Origin of the sequence: Thermocatellispora tengchongensis (genome assembly GCF_014202315.1) — a bacterium.
Taxonomy (GTDB): Bacteria; Actinomycetota; Actinomycetes; order Streptosporangiales; family Streptosporangiaceae; genus Thermocatellispora; species Thermocatellispora tengchongensis.
The window spans coordinates 59,753-75,656 of the sequence record NZ_JACHGN010000028.1 but is presented as its reverse complement, the minus strand read 5'-3'; the positions used below and the strand labels follow the sequence as shown (position 1 = coordinate 75,656).

The following is a 15,904-nucleotide window of genomic DNA, read 5'->3' as shown; positions in this document are numbered from 1 at the left end:
GAGGATACCTCCGGGGCCGACGAAGTCGCCTGTCTGCGTATCTGCGTGATTGCGCATATATGCTGCTGCGCATGACTACCGACGTCGAAGCCCTCCCCGCGGCGCCCGCGCCGCCGCGCGCGTCCGGACGCGCCGGGCTGCTCTCCCTGCCGGAGGCGCGCTGGGCGCTGGCCGCGACGGCGCTGTTCGCGGCCGGCGGCCTCGCGCAGCTCGCCGGGGCGCCGCCGTGGCTGTGGTGGACGCTCTACCTGGCCTGCTACGCGGCGGGAGGCTGGGAGCCCGGCCTGGCCGGGCTGCGGGCGCTGCGCGAGCGCACGCTGGACGTGGACCTGCTCATGGTGCTCGCGGCCATCGGCGCGGCGGCCATCGGGCAGGTCCTGGACGGCGCCCTGCTGATCGTGATCTTCGCTACCTCCGGCGCCCTGGAGGCGTACGCGACCCGCCGCACCCGCGACGCCGTACGCGGCCTGCTCGACCTGACCCCCGGCACCGCGACCCGGCTGACCGGCCGGGGCGCGGACGAGACCGAGGAGGTCGTGGACGCCGAGCTGCTGGCGGTGGGTGACCTGATCCTGGTCCGTCCGGGCGAACGCGTCGCCGCCGACGGCCACGTGCTCGACGGCACCAGCGAGGTGGACCAGGCCACGATCACCGGCGAGGGGCTGCCCGCCCCGAAGGCCCCCGGCGACGAGGTCTTCGCCGGCACCCTGAACGGCACCGGAGCGCTGCGGGTACGGGTCTCCCGTCCCGCCGGCGAGACCGTCATGGCGCGCATCGTCGCCATGGTGGAGCAGGCGAGCGCGACCAAGGCGCGTACGCAGTTGTTCGTGGAGCGCATCGAGCAGCGCTACTCGGTGGCCGTGGTCGTGGCCACCCTCGCCCTGTTCGCGATCCCGCTCGCCTTCGGCGCCGACCTGCGCGAGACCCTGCTGCGTGCGATGACCTTCATGATCGTGGCCTCGCCGTGCGCGGTCGTGCTGGCCACCATGCCGCCGCTGCTGGCCGCCATCGCCAACGCCGGGCGGCACGGCGTGCTGGTGAAGTCGGCCGTGGCCATGGAGCGGATCGGCGCCGCCACCGTGGTGGCCTTCGACAAGACCGGCACCCTCACCGAGGGCGCGCCGCACCTGGCCGAGGTGCGGCCCCTGCCCGGCTCCGGCCTGTCCGAACAGGACCTGCTCGCCCTGGCCGCCGCCGCGGAGCGGTCCTCGGAGCACCCGCTGGCCCGCGCGGTGGTCGCCGCCGCCCGCGAGGCGGGCCTGCCCCTGGCCGAGGCGACCGAGTTCGCCTCCTTCCCCGGCCGGGGGGTGCGGGCCCGGGTGGCCGGCCGCCTGGTCGAGGTCGGCCGGCCCGCCGCAGATGACCGGACGGGCGTCCCAGCCGGTGCCCCAGGCGCTACCCCAGCCGGTGCCCCCTCCGCCGACTCGGCCGGCGCCGTCGCCGGCGAGCTGGAGGAGCACGGCATGACGGCGGTGGTCGTACGCGTGGACGGGCGTCCGGCCGGGGTGCTCGGGCTGTCCGACCGGCTGCGCCCCGAGGCGGCGCGGGCCACGCGGCGGCTCGCCGGGCTCACCGGAACGCCGCCCGTACTGCTCACCGGCGACAACCCCCGCGCCGCCGCCAGGACCGCCGCCCAGGCGGGCATCGCCGACGTACGGGCGGGGCTGCTGCCCGAGGACAAGGTGGCGGCGGTGCGCGCGCTGGAGGAGTCCGGGCACAAGGTGCTGGTGGTCGGCGACGGCGTGAACGACGCCCCGGCCCTGGCCGCCGCGCACGCCGGCCTCGCCATGGGCCGGGCCGGCTCCGACCTGGCCCTGGAGACCGCCGACGCCGTGATCGTCCGGGACGACCTGGCCACGGTGCCCGCCGTGGTCGCCCTCTCGCGCCGGGCGCGCAGGCTGGTGACCGCGAACCTGGCGCTGGCCGCGTCCTGCATCGCGATCCTGGTGGCCTGGGACCTGTTCGGCGACCTCCCGCTGCCCCTGGGTGTGGCCGGGCACGAGGGCTCCACGATCCTGGTCGCGCTCAACGGCCTGCGCCTGCTCCGCGCCTCCGCGTGGGACCGTCCGGTTTGACGCCCGGCCGTTCTGGTAGGCGTACGCGGGAGACGCGAAGGGCAGGAGGTGCGGGACCGTGGCAGAGCAGGGCGGGCCGGGAGCCGCGGAGGCGGCGCTGAGGGCGGCGGCGCGGGGCGTCATCGGGGCGATGGCGATGTCGGGACTGCGCCAGGCGGCCACGGCGCTGGACCTGGTGCACAAGACCCCGCCGGAGTCGGTGCTGGAGCGGACGACGCCGCGGCTGTTCCACCGGGTGCCGAAGGAGCGCCGGGCCGCGCTGGTCGAGCTGGTCCACTGGCTGTACGGCGCGGGCGGCGGCGCCCTGTTCGGCGTGCTCCCGCGCTCCGTCCGCCGCCGCCCCTGGGCCGGCCCGGCGTACGGGGTGGCGGTCTGGGGCGCGTTCGAGGCCGGCATCGCCCCGCTGCTCGGCCTGCCGCGCAAGCCGGACAACACACCGGTCGAGCGGCTGACGTTCCTCGCCGACCACGTGCTGTACGGCGTGGTGGTGGCCAGCTCCCCCTGGCCGCACCGCGACTGAGGCTCTAGCCCGGCCCGAGCTCCCGCGCCACGGCCCGTGCCGCGGGCTCGCTCAGCAGGTGGCGCCAGGAGCCGAACAGGGCGCGCAGCTCCGCGCCGTGCCGCTCGCGCAGCCCGGCGTCGGCGCGGAGCACGTCCAGCTCGTTGGCCACGGTCAGCTCGGCGAAGTCGCGCAGCAGGGCGGGCGGCGGCGCGGACAGCACGCCCGTGAACCGGTCGCGGAACGCCCCCTCCCCGCCCTCCGCGAGCCGGGGATAGGAGTGGGCCCGGTCACAGCTCGCGTAGAAGTAGACCAGCTCCTCCGCCTCCGCGCCCACCGCCTCGGCCAGCTCGTGCCTGCGGCGCACGTCGCCCAGCGCCGTACGGAAGCCGTCGGTGCCGTAGTAGGCGTGGCACAGCCCCGCGAGCCGCAGCGCCGGCCGCGCGCCCCAGGACTCCAGCAGGTCGTGCACCCGCTGAAGGTGGGCCAGCAGGGTCCCACCCGGATGCGGCGTCTCCGCCGCGCCCCGCTCCCGGAGCAACCGGACGACCGTCGCCGTCTCCCGCGCGGAGGACGGCCGGTCGCGCAGGAACGAGGTGACGCGCGCGGTGCACACGCGGCGGCCCTCGTCGTCGCTGATCACCACGTCGTACGTCGCGAGCGTGCGGCCCGCGTGCGCCCGGGTCGCGACGCCGGTGACGTGCCCGGAGCTCACGGATCGATGATGGGTGGCGTTGATCTCGACGCCCACCGCCATCCGGCCGGGCCCGGCGTGCGCCGCGGCCCCGCAGGATCCGATGGTCTCGGCCAGCACGCAGGACGCGCCCCCGTGCAGCGCGCCGTACACCTGGGTGTTGCCGGTCACCGGCATCCGGGCGACCACCCGGTCCGGCCCCGCCTCCAGGAACTCGATGCCCATCCGGTCGTCCAGCCCGCCGCCCTCGGCCCCCAGCGCCCGCCCGAGTTCGGCCGGTTCCCGTGGATCGCTCATGGTCATGCGCTCATCGTGAGCGGCCCTTATAACTCAGTCAATCCTTGGATTTCGTCGAAGAACCCCAAGCGATTGCTTAGCGCGGGGGCCGGACCTCGCGGCGGCGGACGGCGGCGGTGCCGCCGAGGGCGTCCAGCATCTCGGCGAGCAGGGCGCGGGCGTCGGCGAGGCGGCCGGGGCCGAACCGGCGGCGCATGCGCTCCTCCAGCGCGGCCCGCGCCTCCCGCGCCGCGCGCACGGCGTCCTCGCCGCGCGCGGTGAGGCGCACCCGGCGTACGCGGGCGTCGTCCGCGTCGGCCACCCGCTCGACGTAGCCCAGGCGCTCCAGCTCGGCCACGGCCTTGGACGCGCCCTGCTGGGTCATGCCGAGCCCGGCCGCCAGCTCGGTCACCGTCGGGGCGGCGCCCACCAGCCGCTGGAACACGTAGCCGTGGGAGAAGCGCAGGTCGGCGAAGCCGCGGGCGGCCAGCTCGGCCTCGACGGCGGCCGAGGCCGCGAAGCCGGTGAACAGGGCGAGCGAGCCGGTGTCGAGCCGCTCCGGGTCCACCGCGTCCATCGAGCCTCCAATTGACAACCATGGTTGTACAACTATGGTTGTGATTATGACACAGACGCACCCCAACATCGACACCGCGATCCGCTACCACGAGGCCGTGTCGCAGTGGGCGACCGGCGACCGGCTGGCCGAGTTCCTGCACCAGGACGTGATCCACCGTGAGCTGCCCAACGCGCTGTTCCCCCAGGGGGCGGTGCGCGACCTGGCCGCGATGCGGGCCGCCGCCGAGAGCGGGCGGGCCAAGCTCGCCGCCCAGCGGTACGAGGTGCTCAACGCGGTCGCGTCGGGCGAGCAGGTGGCGCTGGAGGTCCTGTGGACGGGCACGCTGGCCGTGCCCATGGGCGATCTGCCCGCCGGGCACGTGCTGCGCGCCCACATCGCGACGTTCCTGGAGTTCCGCGACGGCAAGATCGCCGCCCAGCGCAACTACGACTGCTACGAACCGCTCCGCTAGCCCCGCATGGACGCCAGGCGCGGTCAGAGCCGCGTCATGCGGCGCGCGGAGGACTCCGGCGACCGGAAGCAGTCCTCGTAGTGCCCGAGCAGTTCGCCGCAGACCGCCGCCCAGTCGCGGCCGAGCACCGAGCGGCGGGCGTACGCGCCCATCGCGGCCCGCGTGTCCGGGTCGGCGGCCAGGGCGGCCACGGCGGCGCGCAGCGCCGACGCGTCGTCCGCCGGGAAGAGCAGCCCGTTGCGGCCGGGGCGGACCAGGTCCAGCGGGCCGCCCGCCGCCGCGGCCACCACCGGCACCCCGGAGGCCAGCGCCTCCTGCACCGCCTGGCAGAACGTCTCGTTCTTGCCCGTGTTGACGAACACGTCGAAGGAGGCGACCAGGGCCGACAGCTCCGCGCCGGTGCGCATGCCGCAGAACACCGCCTCGGGGAGCGCCCGGCGCAGGCGCGGGGCGGCCGGGCCATCGCCCACGATCACGACTCGCACACCCGGCAGCCCGGCCAGCCCGCCGAGCAGGTGCACGCGCTTCTCGGTGGCGAGCCGGCCGACGTACCCGACGATGACCTCGCCGTCCGGGGCCAGTTCGCGGCGCAGCGGCTCGGAGCGGTGCCCGGGGTGGAAACGGTCCAGGTCCACGCCCCGGCGCCACAGGCTGAGCCGGGGGATGCCGCGCCGCGCCAGCTCGTCCAGGGTGGCGGTGGACGGCGCCAGCGTGCGGGCCGTGTGCCGGTGCACGTGCCGCAGCCAGGACCAGATCAGCCGATCCGCGCCGCGCAGCCCGTAGCGGCGGGCGAACCCGGCCAGGTCGGTCTGGAAGACCGCGACGGACGGCACGCCCAGCCGCCGGGCCGCCGCCGCTCCCGCCGCGCCGAGCACCGCCGGGGAGGCGAGATGCACGACGTCCGGGCCGAACTCGCGCAGCGCCGCCGTGACCGCCCGGCCGGCCGCGGTCCCGATCCGCAGCGAGCGGTAGAACGGCGGCGAGAACGAGCGCACCAGCCGCACCGGGAACCCCGCGTACGTCTCCGGCCCCGGTCCCGGCGCCACCACCGCCGCCTCGTGGCCGCGCTCGGCGAGATGGTCCAGCACCCGGCACACCGAGTTGGTCACGCCGTTCACGCTGGGCAGGAACGACTCGGCGACGACCGCGACCCTCATGGCTCCACGACCCCCAACCCCTGGCGTGCCGCGCACGCGGCGCACAGCAGCGCGGCCAGTTCCCGGCGCAGCCCGCCATCCGGAGCCGGGCCGCCGGGCCGTACGCGGTGGCGCCACTCGGCCAGCACCAGCCGGGCCAGGTCGGGCAGCAGGTCGCGGGAGCGCCGCCACAGCCAGCCCGTGCCCTTCGTGGCCATCCAGCGGGCCCCGGCCCACGCGCCGGCGGGCGGCCGATCGGGCTCCGGGTCCGGCAGCGCGCGCAACGGCACCCCGTGCTCGGCGAACGCGGTCGCGAACAGCCGGGCCAGCAGCCGGTGCCCGCGCTCGCCGGGGTGCAGCCGGTCCACGCCCCACATGCTCCGGTCGTACAGGGCGGGGTGCCGGGCCAGGTCCACGTGCACCGTGCCGTGGCGCAGCGCCAGGCACTCCAGCACGCCGTTCAGCGCGCGCATCCGGTGCGCGAGCGGCCGGCGCACCACCTCCGGCACGCCGAGCATCAGGCCGGGGTCGGGCAGCGTGCAGGTCAGCACCAGCGCCCCCGCCTCCCGCAGCCCGACGATCACCCGGTCCAGCCCGTCCGCCGCGCCCGCCAGGTCGAACCGGCCGCGCAGCGTGTCGTTCACCCCGACCAGCACGGTGGCCAGCGCCGGGCGCAGCCCCACGGCCCGCGGCAACTGCACGCCGAGCACGTCCCGGACCAGGGCGCCGGACACGGCCAGGTTGTGCAGCTCCACCGCGCCGCCGCCGGGGGCCGCCAGCGCGCCCGCGAGCATGGGCGCCCACCCCCGCCAGCCGCCGCCCGGCTCCGGGTCGCCGATCCCGAGCGTCACCGAGTCCCCGAGCGTGACCAGCACCGGGGCCGCCGCGGCGCTCATGTGGCGGCGCCGTGGGCGCGGAGGAAGGCGTGCACCGCCCGCGACCAGCCGAAGCACTCGGCGCGGGCGCGGGCGGCGGCGCGGCGGGCGGGCTCCGGGAGCGCGAGCACCCGCTCGGCCGCGTCGGCGTAGGCGGCGGGGTCGTCGGGCACCGCCAGGCCGGCATCGCCCAGGACCTCGGGCAGCGCGCTGTCCCGGCAGGCCACGACGGGGGTGCCGCAGGCCAGGGCCTCCAGCGCGGCCAGCCCGAACGTCTCCACCGGGCCGGGCGCGAAGGCGAGGTCCGCGCCGGCCAGCAGCCGCGCCAGCTCGGCGCGGTCGGCGATGTGGCCCAGGAACCGCACCGGCAGGCCGGCCGCGCGGGCCTCCAGGGCGGGGCGCAGCGGGCCGTCGCCCGCCACGGCGAGCACGGCCGGCACGCCTCTGCGGCGCAGCTCGGCCAGCGCCTCGACGGAGCGGGCGGGCCGCTTCTCCACCGACAACCGGCCGCAGTGGACCAGCAGCGCCACGCCGGGGCCGGCGTCCAGCTCGGCGCGGAGCGCGGGGTCGTACCGGGAGAGGGAGAACACCTCCAGGTCCACGCCCAGGGGCAGGCGGACCAGGTTGGGCGCCTTCAGCCGGCGGAACTCGGCCGCGGCCCACTCCGTGGTACAGGCCACCACGTCGTACGACGCCGCCGTGGCCCGGTTGAGCCGGTCGGCCAGGTGCCGCGTGGGCAGCACGCGCGGCCGGACCAGGCGCAGCAGGCCCGCCAGGCTCTCGTGCGAGACCATCATCGTGCCGACGCCGCGCCGCCGGGCCCAGGCGCCCGTCCAGCGCAGCGTGGTGCGGTCGGAGACCTCCAGCCGGTCGGGCTCCAGCCGGTCGAGCAGCCGGGCGAGCGAGCGGCGCCCGGTCATCACCCGGTAGCCGCCGGTCCAGGGCACCACCGGCCCCGGCACCGTGATCACCCGGCCCTGCGGGGTGTCCTCGTCCGCGGGGGCGGGGCCGGGCACGACCAGCACGGGCTCGTGCCCGGCCGCGGCGTACCCCTCGCCCAGGTGCCGCAGGGCGGTGCGCAACCCGCCCGAACGCGGCGCGACGAAGTTGGCCAGCCGTACGATCCTCATTCGCCGCCCCGAACCAGTGCCGTGTGCCGCTGAACCCCTGTCAACCTCATCCGCCCGCTCAGAGGTGGGAAGCGGGCCGAGATCCGAGGCACCGGCAAGGGTCGTGCCAGGTCACCGGGATCACGCGCCGGGCGACCTTCCCACCTGTGGGAAGAGGGCGGTTGAAGAAGGTTCACTTCTCCCCCCGATCGTCCGGCGGCCGGTTTCCCACCCCGGGAACGCGACGTGACCGAGACGCGAACCCTTCCGGACGCGCACGGCGGCGGATAACAGTTGCGGAACATCGTGCGTACGCAGTGGAACCGTTCGGCAGCATGCAGGTGTGGCCCCGCCACCGAGCGCCCTGCGCGAGCACGAGGCGCACTATCCGATGCGGGTCGCGGCCGAGCTGAGCTCCTGGCCCGACCTGACCTTCCGGCGTACCCGCCGCATGATCGTCTTTTCCAGCCGGGGCGGGCCGGTCCTGCGTCTGACCGGCCGCGGCGTGGCGTACCTGCGGCTGTCCGGCCCGGTGCTCGACCGCCTCGTCCCGCTCCTGCCGCCCTCCTGGCTCACCGCTTCCTCGCCCGAGCCCGGCTGGGTGCCGATCCGGCTCGACGGCCAGGCCGACGCCGAGCTGCTGCTCTCGCTCGTCAGCGTGGCGATCATGGTCAACTCCTAGCCGGCGCGGCGCGCGGCTTATCATCGAAGAGCCGCCGACGCAGTTCTCAGGCCGTCGAAGAAGGTGGACCTTGCCGACGCTTCGCCCGCTCAACGCGGCAGATCCCCGCCAGGTGGGCGGCTACGAGGTGACCGGGGTCCTCGGCGTGGGCGGGCAGGGCGTGGTCTACCTCGGCCGCTCCCCCTCGGGCGAGGACGTCGCGATCAAGCTGCTGCACGCCCGCTTCACCGGCGACCCCACCGCGCGCAGGCGGTTCATGCGCGAGGCCGAGGTCGCCCGCCAGGTCGCGATCTTCTGTACGGCCCGGGTGCTCGACATGGGCGCCTACGACGACCGGCCGTACATCGTCAGCGAGTACGTCCGGGGCGCGTCGCTGGAGGAGGTGGTGCGCGCCGAGGGCCCGCGCACGGGCGGCTCCCTGGCCCGCCTGGCGGTGACGACCGCCACCGCCCTGGCCGCCATCCACCGCGCCGGCATCGTGCACCGCGACTTCAAGCCCGGCAACGTCATCATCGGCCCCGAAGGCCCGGTCGTGATCGACTTCGGCCTGTCGCGCCCCGCCGAGCTGACCGCGACCAGCACGGGCACGGTCGGCACGCCGGCGTACATGGCCCCCGAGCAGTTCAGCGGCGACCCCGGCGGCCCCGCCGCCGACGTCTTCAGCTGGGCCGGCACCATCGTCTACGCCGCCACCGGCCACCGCGCCTTCCACGGCGACACCCTGCCCGCCCTGCTGCACGCCGTCGCCACCCGCGACCCCGACCTGTCCGGCGTGCCCGGCGCGTTACGCCCGATCCTGGCCCGCTGCCTGGCCAAGGACCCGGCCTCCCGCCCGCCGATCACCACCGTCCTGGACACCCTCACCGCCGCCACCCCGCCCCCGAGCACACCCCCCGCCCCGCCCCCGCAGCCGCCGAGCACACCCCCGCAGCCGCCCACGACCCCACCGCCCACCGCGAGCACGCTCCCCGTGACCGGTGCGGGCGCGCGGCGCGGACGGCGGCGCGGCCTGGTGGCGGCCGGGCTGGCCGTGGCGGTCGCGGCGGTCGTGACGGCGGTGGCCCTGTGGCCCTCGCCGCCCGGAGGGCGCGGCGGCGGGGCGACGGCCACCTCGCCGGCGTCCGCCCCGCCGTACGGGAGCCTGGTGTACGACCCGCTGCTCGCGCACTCCAACGACGTGCGGGCCATCGCCACCGGCACCGTGGACGGCATGGCCGTCATGGTGACCGGCGCCGACGACGAGACCGCGCGCGTGTGGGACCTGGCCACGGGGCGCGAGCGGCTGGTGCCGCTGACCGGCCACACCGAGTGGGTGCGCGGGGTGGCGGTCACCGACCTGGACGGCACGCCGGTCGCGGTCACCGCGTCCGACGACGACACGGCCCGGATCTGGAACCTGCGCACGCTGGAGACGCTGGGCGCGCCGCTGACCGGGCACCGCGCGGATGTGAAGGCGGTGGCGACCGGGGTGGTGGACGGCACGCCGGTGGCGGTCACCGGGGGCGCCGACGGCACGGCCCGGGTGTGGGACCTGCGCACCCGCAGGCAGTCGGGCGCGCCGCTGAGCGGGCACGAGGGCACGGTGTGGGCGGTGGCGGCCGGCTCGCTGGACGGCGTGCCGATCGCGGTCACCACCGGCGACGACGCCACCGTACGCGTGTGGGACCTGCGCACGCGCGAGCAGCTCGGCGCCCCCATGACCGGGCACCGAGGCTGGGTCAGGTCAGTCGCCCTGGGCGAGCTGGACGGCGCCCCGGTCGCCGTCACCGGCGGCGAGGACGGCACCGCGCGGGTGTGGGACCTGCGCACGCGCAAGCAGGCCGGCGCCCCGCTGACCGGCCACACCGGGCCGGTATGGTCGGTCGCGTTCGGCGACCTGGAGGGCGTCCCGGTCGCCCTGACCGGCGACGAGGGCGGCGCGGGCCGGGTGTGGAACCTGCGCACCGCCCGCCGGATCGGCGAGCCCCTGTCCGGCCACTCCGACTGCCTGTGGTCGGTCGCGCTCGCCGACCTCGCCGGCACCTCCGTCGCCATCACCGGCAGCCGTGACGAGACGGTCCGGGTGTGGAGCCTGCGCGCCCCGCCCGGCTGAGGCCGGGCAGGCGTCCAGCCACCACCAGCCGCCGCCGAGGCGGATGCGCGGGCAGATGATCAGCCCGAACCCGTCGTAGATCCCGCCCGGGGGCGGCTCGCCGGGGAACTGCGCGTAGCCGATCGCGTCGTCGGGCCAGCCCATCCAGTCCACCAGGAACAGCACCGGCCCCTGCCGGGCGTGGCCGATCACGGAGATCCGGCAGTCCGCCGCGACGAAGCACAGGTGGCCCGGCAGCCTGGCGCCGGCGTAGTCGTGCAGGCCGGGCAGGGCGCCTTCCCGGGCGAGGCGGGCGGCGGCGGCGAAGGCGGGGTGCTCCACCGCGAACCTGGCCCGCACCCGGATGTCCAGGGAGTACTGCAGGGTGATCGTGCCGCCGATGCCCGTGACCACCAGGGCGAAGGCCAGCAGCGTGGCCACGACCCGCCGCTCCAGCACCACCGCCAGCAGCGCGGGCAGGTACAGCAGCAGCGCCACGCCGTACGCGACCACGTCCAGGACCAGGGTGAAGACCGCGAAGGTGGAGGCGAACCAGCCGCGGTGCATGCCCATGACCAGCAGGGGCGGCGTGACCATGAGCATGAACAGCAGCGCGAACCACGACCGGATCCGCCGCGCCGTGCGGTCCTCCTCACGCAGCGCCTCTTCCAGGAAGGCCGTCACGAAGGCGACGATAGGCAGCGCCCGTGCAGAACCCCGGACGATCGTGTGCGGATCCGGTGAAGATTCACGGCCACGCCGCGGCCGGTCCCCCCACGACGGTCAGCGCGCCCGCCTCAAGCGCCTCAGCCGTGCGCCATCAGGCGCGCAGGCCCGCGAACAGGTCGTCCTCGGGGGTGGGGGCGTCGATGCGGCTCCAGTGGCGGATGAAGACCTCGTGGGAGAAGGCGGCGTGCTGCACGTCGTCGGGGAGGCGCAGGAGGAAGATGTTCTCGCCCTGGCTCTCGTGGGCGCGCAGGGCCTTGATCTTGGCCTCGACGTGGGGTGAGACGTCCACGACCGTGGTGATCAGCTCGTCGGGGGTGCCGAAGTCGTCGGGCAGCTCGCCGCCCACGTCGATGCCCATCTCGCGCATCTGGCGGAACATCTCCCGGACCCGGCTGCGGGGCACGGCGGTGTAGTAGAGCTTGTCCGGGATGCCGGTGGCCTCGGTCGCGGCCTTGGCGATGCGGTGGGCCTGGATGTGGTCGGGGTGGCCGTAGCCGCCGTTCTCGTCGTAGGTGACCACGACCTGCGGGCGGTAGCGCTCCATGAGGGCGGCCAGGCGGGCGGTGGCCTGGTCGAGCGGCACGTTCCAGAACGCGGCCTCGTGCTGGTTGGTGTCCCAGCCGTCCATGCCGGAGTCGCGGTAGCCGAGCAGTTCGAGGTGGGTGATGCCCAGGTGGGCGACCGACTCGCGCAGTTCGCCGAGGCGGCGCTCGGCCACCTGCTCGGCGTCGTGGCCCTCGTCGCCGGGCTTGACTCCGCCCGGGCCGTCGCCCTGCTCGCCGTTGGTGCAGGTCACCAGGACGGTGCGGATTCCCTCGGCGGCGTAGCGGGCGAGGATGCCGCCCGTGCCGATCACCTCGTCGTCGGGATGGGCGTGCACGGCCATGATCGTCAGCGGTGCGTCCGTCGCCTCTGCGTCCATCTGTGGGTCCCCCGTAGGTTCTTCGGCCACTTCTCCCCGCATTCAACCGCAAACCACCGCGAGTAGCGCACGGACAATCGGGGCATTCGTCAAGTGAGGAGGCGAACACCTCATGAAGGGCGACAGGGTCGAGATCGTCGTGGACGCGGGCGACACCACCCGTACGTACGAGGTGGTCGCCACCAGGGCCGGGCGGCGGGTCGAGGTGACGATCGGCCGCGGCGTGGTGGAGGTCGCCGAGGTGACCCGCAGCGGCACGCCGGTGCGCACGGCCCGGTTCATGTCCAGCCGCCTGCTCGCGCTCGTCGAGCACCCCGCCCCGCGGCCCCCGACGGAGGACGAGCGGGCCGACGAGGCGCGCGAACGCGCGCGGAACATGAGCCGGGCTCGCATGACCGAGCACCGAGAGCTGCCGGAACGCGACGGCACGGAGAATGACCACGTCGCGGGGTAATGGACGCCGCAAACCACGCAAGGTCCGGCCTCCGTTCAGCGACGGAAACCCGCCTTTTATCGCGTCTGACCAGGTCGCATAACCCTGTACCGGTATTTTTACCTACACAGACGGGCATAACCGTCTTTACTACTCCTGTAGCGGCGACGGGGGAAGGACGCCTGTGCTTTCGGGACTACGGTTCGCGATTCTCGGCCCTGTGCGCGCCTGGCGCGACGGGCTGGAACTGGACACCGGCTCACCACAACAACGGGCGACTCTGGCGCTGCTGTTGTTGCGGGAAGGCCGGCCGGTATCGCTGGATGAGATCATCGACGCGCTGTGGGGGGAGGCGACACCCAAGGGGGCGCAGGCCACGGCGCGTACGTACATCTACCGGATACGCCGGGCGCTCGCGCACCCCAAGGCGGGCGGTGAGGTGGTGGTGTCGTCCGGCGGCGGCTACGCGCTGCCCGCCGAGAACGTCACCGTTGACCTGTGGTCCTCGCGCCGGCACGTCGCGCTGGCCCGCGAGGCCCGCGAGCGCGGCGACACCGGGCACCTCGCCAAGCTGCTCGGCGAGGCGCTGGCCTGCTGGACCGGCCGCCCCCTGGCCGGCGCGCACGGCTGGTACGTGGACCAGCAGCGCGCCGAGCTGGACCGGTTCAAGCTCACCATCCTTGAGGAGCGGCTGGCCGCGGACCTCGACCTGGGCCGGCACTCGGAGGTGATCGGGGAGCTGACCGACGCGGTCTCCGCCGACCCGCTGCGCGAGAGCCTGCGCGAGCTGCTGATGCTCGCCTTGTATCGTTCCGGGCGGCAGGCCGAGGCGCTTGCGGCCTTCGACGACGTACGCCGCAAGCTGGGCGACGAGCTGGGCATCGACCCCGGCCCCGGCCTGCGCACGCTGCACGAGCGCATCCTGCGCGCCGACCCCGAGCTGCTCGGCCCGCCGCAGGCCGCCGCCCGGCCGCAGTCGCCCGCGGACGCCGTGCTCACGCCCGCCTCGATCCCCGCCGCGTCCGCGCACTTCGTGGGCCGCACCGCGGAGCTGGGCTCGATCATCGACCGGCTCGGCGGCACCGGCCGGGCCGCGATCGTCGGGGTGACCGGGCTGAGCGGCATGGGCAAGACCGCCATCGCGATCCAGGCGGCGCACTCCGTACGGAGCATGTTCCCCGACGGCCAGGTGTACGCCGACATGCGCGGCTCGCACAGCGAGCCCGTGGACGCGTACGACGTGCTGGGCGCGTTCCTGAGCAGCTACGGCGTGACCGGCGACCGCCTGCCCACCACCCTGCACGAGCGGGCGGCCTGCTGGCGCTCGGTGCTGTCCGGGCGCAAGGTGCTCGTCTTCCTCGACGACGCCGGCGACCCCGAGCAGGTGCGCCACCTGCTGCCCGCGACACAGGGGAGCGCGGCGATCCTGACCAGCAACCGCCGCATGGTGGAGCTGCCCAGCGTCCAGTGGGTCAACCTGACGCCGCTGTCGCCGGAGGAGTCGCTGGAGCTGCTGGCCATCGAGGCGGGCCGCGAGCGCGTGCTGCGCGAGCGCGACGCCGCGATCCGGCTCGCCGCCCTGTGCTCGCACCACCCGCTGGCGCTGCGCCTCGCGGCGGCCCGGATGACCACGCGCCCGCTGTGGACGGTCGCCCAGATCGAGGCCGTGAGCCGGGAGGAGCTGCGCGGGCTGACCCACCTGGGCCCCGACTGCACCGTGCTGGCGCGCACGTTCCGCCGGGCGATGCGGTCGCTGACCGAGGAGCAGGCCCTGGCGTTCCGGCTCGCGGCGGTGCCCGACTGGACCTACCTCACGGTGCCGGCCGTCGCGGCCCTGCTCAACGTGACCCCTCCGCGGGCCCGCGCCCTGCTGGAGGCCCTGACCGACGCGCACCTGCTGGAGGCCGCCCCCTCGGGCAGATACTTCTACCTGGGCATCGTCAAGGTCTACGCCCGCTGCACCGCCTGGGCCGACGACGGTCCCGACGCCTGCCACGCGGCCTTGCAGCGCCTGGTCCGGTTCTACCTGACCAACGCCGAGGCCGCCGTACGCTCGGCCCTTCCGCTGCAGGGCCCGACACCGGGCGGCCCCACCCCCGGCGGCGCGCTCCCCGCCACCATGACCTACACGCCGGCGCGCGGCACCCGCCCGTGGCCCGCCGACTCCCGCTCCGACATCCTGGCCGTGCTCGACCAGGTGGACGACCTGCCTGAGGCGACCGCACGCCGCCTGCGCGGCCTCATCCTGCGCGAATGGCGCCCCGCCAAGACCCACGGGCCCTCCCCCGAGCCCGAGGTGACGCCGGCGACCGGCTGATCCGCCGCCGATCCGCCGCCGATCCGACGCACTGCACCGGCCATACAGCAACGGTGTCAACAGCGCGTCGACGTGACCTCGCTACGCTCGCCGCCCATGAGTCAGGAGACATTGCCGGAGCGGCCTGCCGCTCCGGCTGCCGATACCCCCGATACCCCGGACACCCCGGACACTCCGGACACCCCCAATGTCCCCGGCACCCCCGCGGCCGAGGCCGCACCGGCCGGCGAGGACATCGGCGTCGTGGGCATGCTCGAACGCATCGGCTCGGTCGTGGTGCCGATCGCCGTCGGACTGTACGCGGTGCTGTACCTGGCCGTGGGAGAGCTCTACTGGACGTTCGGCATCAACCCCCAGCAGGCCGGCATCGATCAGGCGGTGCTCCTGGGCCGGCTCATGGGCACACTGATCCTGCTCCTGCTGGCGCTCGTGCCGGTCCTCGGCATCCTGGTCGGCCTGGGCTGGCTGATCGACAAGGCGACCCTCGGCGCGGCCGGGCGGCTGGTGCAGTGGATACGCGCCCGGCCCTGGGTGGCCGCCGCCCTGGCCGCGCTGTGGTGCGGCGCGACGTACTGGGGCCTGGTCAGCATCGTCACCGACCTGACCGTGGGGCTGATGACCTCCATCGCGGTCGGCCTGGGCGTGCTGGCCTTCCTGGTGCCGTTCCGGCTGATGCGCCGCAAGCCGGTCGGCCGCGCCGGAATCAAGGTGCTCACCGGCGCCCTGACCGGCATCGGACTCGGCTTCGTGCTGATGCTGTCCCTGACCCAGCACGCCATCGAGGTGCGCGACACCGGTCAGGCCAGCCTGCTGCTCAATCTCGTCGGCTTCCAGGACCAGTGGACGATCGTGAAGAACGCCGAGGACGACAAGCCGCTGTACGACGGGCGCTGGATGATGCTGCTCGGCGAGAGCGACGGCACGTACATCCTGTACGACTGCGACAAGCGGGAGACCTTCCGCCGTCCGATAGAGACCACGAACCTCGGCGACATCCGGCTCGACCCGGACCGCGAGTCCGGCTTCCGCTGCGGCGCGCTCGCCGAGTAGTCACG

14 protein-coding genes and 1 pseudogene are annotated in these 15,904 nt (G+C 75.1%); 8 read left to right on the top strand and 7 right to left on the bottom strand.

Annotation, left to right across the window (positions count from 1 at the left end):
• The first annotated feature begins 71 nt into the window (after positions 1-71).
• Positions 72-2,075 carry a heavy metal translocating P-type ATPase gene (locus tag HNP84_RS44095; protein WP_185056071.1) on the top strand — a complete coding sequence of 668 codons (2,004 nt, stop codon included), beginning with the start codon at positions 72-74 and terminating at the stop codon, positions 2,073-2,075.
• 58 nt (positions 2,076-2,133) lie between these two features.
• Entirely contained in the window at positions 2,134-2,595 is a 462-nt protein-coding gene (locus HNP84_RS44090) for a hypothetical protein (RefSeq protein ID WP_185056070.1), read from the top strand.
• A 4-nt stretch (positions 2,596-2,599) separates the two neighbouring features.
• Here the strand turns inward: HNP84_RS44090 and HNP84_RS56965 are convergent, their stop codons facing one another.
• The 3 genes and pseudogenes from HNP84_RS56965 to HNP84_RS44075 all read right to left on the bottom strand — a co-directional run bounded on the left by HNP84_RS56965 (position 2,600) and on the right by HNP84_RS44075 (position 4,121).
• Positions 2,600-3,115: a DUF6817 domain-containing protein gene (locus HNP84_RS56965; RefSeq protein WP_185056143.1), complete on the bottom strand. Its 516-nt coding sequence runs from the start codon at positions 3,113-3,115 to the stop codon at positions 2,600-2,602.
• Between the two features lie 33 nt (positions 3,116-3,148).
• Positions 3,149-3,565: pseudogene (locus HNP84_RS44080) on the bottom strand (PaaI family thioesterase); the annotation flags it as partial.
• Positions 3,566-3,641: 76 nt separating this feature from the next.
• A complete protein-coding gene (locus tag HNP84_RS44075; RefSeq protein WP_185056069.1) occupies positions 3,642-4,121 on the bottom strand; it encodes a MarR family winged helix-turn-helix transcriptional regulator in 480 nt (159 codons plus the stop codon).
• Between the two features lie 46 nt (positions 4,122-4,167).
• Between HNP84_RS44075 and HNP84_RS44070 the strand changes: the two genes are divergently transcribed.
• Positions 4,168-4,575: a nuclear transport factor 2 family protein gene (locus HNP84_RS44070; RefSeq protein ID WP_246519418.1), complete on the top strand. Its 408-nt coding sequence runs from the start codon at positions 4,168-4,170 to the stop codon at positions 4,573-4,575.
• Between the two features lie 23 nt (positions 4,576-4,598).
• Here HNP84_RS44070 and HNP84_RS44065 read toward each other — a convergent pair whose 3' ends face one another.
• The 3 genes from HNP84_RS44065 to HNP84_RS44055 are packed head-to-tail and all read right to left on the bottom strand — an operon-like array spanning position 4,599 to position 7,716.
• Positions 4,599-5,732: a glycosyltransferase family 4 protein gene (locus tag HNP84_RS44065; RefSeq protein ID WP_185056067.1), complete on the bottom strand. Its 1,134-nt coding sequence runs from the start codon at positions 5,730-5,732 to the stop codon at positions 4,599-4,601.
• Positions 5,729-6,607: an SGNH/GDSL hydrolase family protein gene (locus HNP84_RS44060; RefSeq protein ID WP_185056066.1), complete on the bottom strand. Its 879-nt coding sequence runs from the start codon at positions 6,605-6,607 to the stop codon at positions 5,729-5,731. Before HNP84_RS44060 ends, HNP84_RS44065 begins: the two co-directional genes overlap by 4 nt.
• Positions 6,604-7,716 (bottom strand): glycosyltransferase, encoded by a 1,113-nt coding sequence (locus HNP84_RS44055; protein WP_185056065.1) that lies wholly within the window; start codon positions 7,714-7,716, stop codon positions 6,604-6,606. The genes HNP84_RS44060 and HNP84_RS44055 overlap by 4 nt, the downstream gene beginning before the upstream one ends.
• A 322-nt stretch (positions 7,717-8,038) precedes the next feature.
• Between HNP84_RS44055 and HNP84_RS44050 the strand changes: the two genes are divergently transcribed.
• Both HNP84_RS44050 and HNP84_RS44045 read left to right on the top strand, forming a co-directional pair.
• A complete protein-coding gene (locus tag HNP84_RS44050) occupies positions 8,039-8,377 on the top strand; it encodes a luciferase family protein (protein WP_185056064.1) in 339 nt (112 codons plus the stop codon).
• A gap of 70 nt (positions 8,378-8,447) precedes the next feature.
• On the top strand, positions 8,448-10,469 hold the full coding sequence (locus HNP84_RS44045) for a serine/threonine-protein kinase (protein WP_185056063.1): 2,022 nt from the start codon (positions 8,448-8,450) through the stop codon (positions 10,467-10,469).
• A 799-nt stretch (positions 10,470-11,268) separates the two neighbouring features.
• Here the strand turns inward: HNP84_RS44045 and HNP84_RS44040 are convergent.
• On the bottom strand, positions 11,269-12,099 hold the full coding sequence (locus tag HNP84_RS44040; protein ID WP_185056062.1) for a PIG-L family deacetylase: 831 nt from the start codon (positions 12,097-12,099) through the stop codon (positions 11,269-11,271).
• 112 nt (positions 12,100-12,211) lie between these two features.
• On the opposite strand from HNP84_RS44040, the gene HNP84_RS54325 reads away from it, so the two are divergent.
• From HNP84_RS54325 to HNP84_RS44025, 3 genes are all read left to right on the top strand, one after another.
• Positions 12,212-12,553, top strand: a complete 342-nt coding sequence (locus HNP84_RS54325) for a DUF8836 family protein (RefSeq protein WP_246519417.1) — start codon at positions 12,212-12,214, stop codon at positions 12,551-12,553.
• 199 nt (positions 12,554-12,752) lie between these two features.
• Positions 12,753-14,849, top strand: coding sequence for an AfsR/SARP family transcriptional regulator (locus HNP84_RS44030; protein ID WP_185056061.1), 2,097 nt, complete (start codon positions 12,753-12,755; stop codon positions 14,847-14,849).
• A gap of 96 nt (positions 14,850-14,945) precedes the next feature.
• Positions 14,946-15,899 (top strand): hypothetical protein, encoded by a 954-nt coding sequence (locus HNP84_RS44025; RefSeq protein ID WP_185056060.1) that lies wholly within the window; start codon positions 14,946-14,948, stop codon positions 15,897-15,899.
• Positions 15,900-15,904 lie beyond the last annotated feature (5 nt).

What these genes read in the sequence shown, in the direction of transcription:
- HNP84_RS54325 (WP_246519417.1), top strand. Translation starts at nt 12,212, where the DNA reads ATGAAGGGCGACAGGGTCGAGATCGTCGTGGACGCGGGCGACACCACC.
- HNP84_RS44095 (WP_185056071.1), top strand. Translation starts at nt 72, where the DNA reads ATGACTACCGACGTCGAAGCCCTCCCCGCGGCGCCCGCGCCGCCGCGC.
- HNP84_RS44075 (WP_185056069.1), bottom strand. Translation starts at nt 4,121, where the DNA reads ATGGACGCGGTGGACCCGGAGCGGCTCGACACCGGCTCGCTCGCCCTG.
- HNP84_RS44060 (WP_185056066.1), bottom strand. Translation starts at nt 6,607, where the DNA reads ATGAGCGCCGCGGCGGCCCCGGTGCTGGTCACGCTCGGGGACTCGGTG.
- HNP84_RS44025 (WP_185056060.1), top strand. Translation starts at nt 14,946, where the DNA reads ATGAGTCAGGAGACATTGCCGGAGCGGCCTGCCGCTCCGGCTGCCGAT.
- HNP84_RS44065 (WP_185056067.1), bottom strand. Translation starts at nt 5,732, where the DNA reads ATGAGGGTCGCGGTCGTCGCCGAGTCGTTCCTGCCCAGCGTGAACGGC.
- HNP84_RS44040 (WP_185056062.1), bottom strand. Translation starts at nt 12,099, where the DNA reads ATGGACGCAGAGGCGACGGACGCACCGCTGACGATCATGGCCGTGCAC.
- HNP84_RS44055 (WP_185056065.1), bottom strand. Translation starts at nt 7,716, where the DNA reads ATGAGGATCGTACGGCTGGCCAACTTCGTCGCGCCGCGTTCGGGCGGG.
- HNP84_RS44070 (WP_246519418.1), top strand. Translation starts at nt 4,168, where the DNA reads ATGACACAGACGCACCCCAACATCGACACCGCGATCCGCTACCACGAG.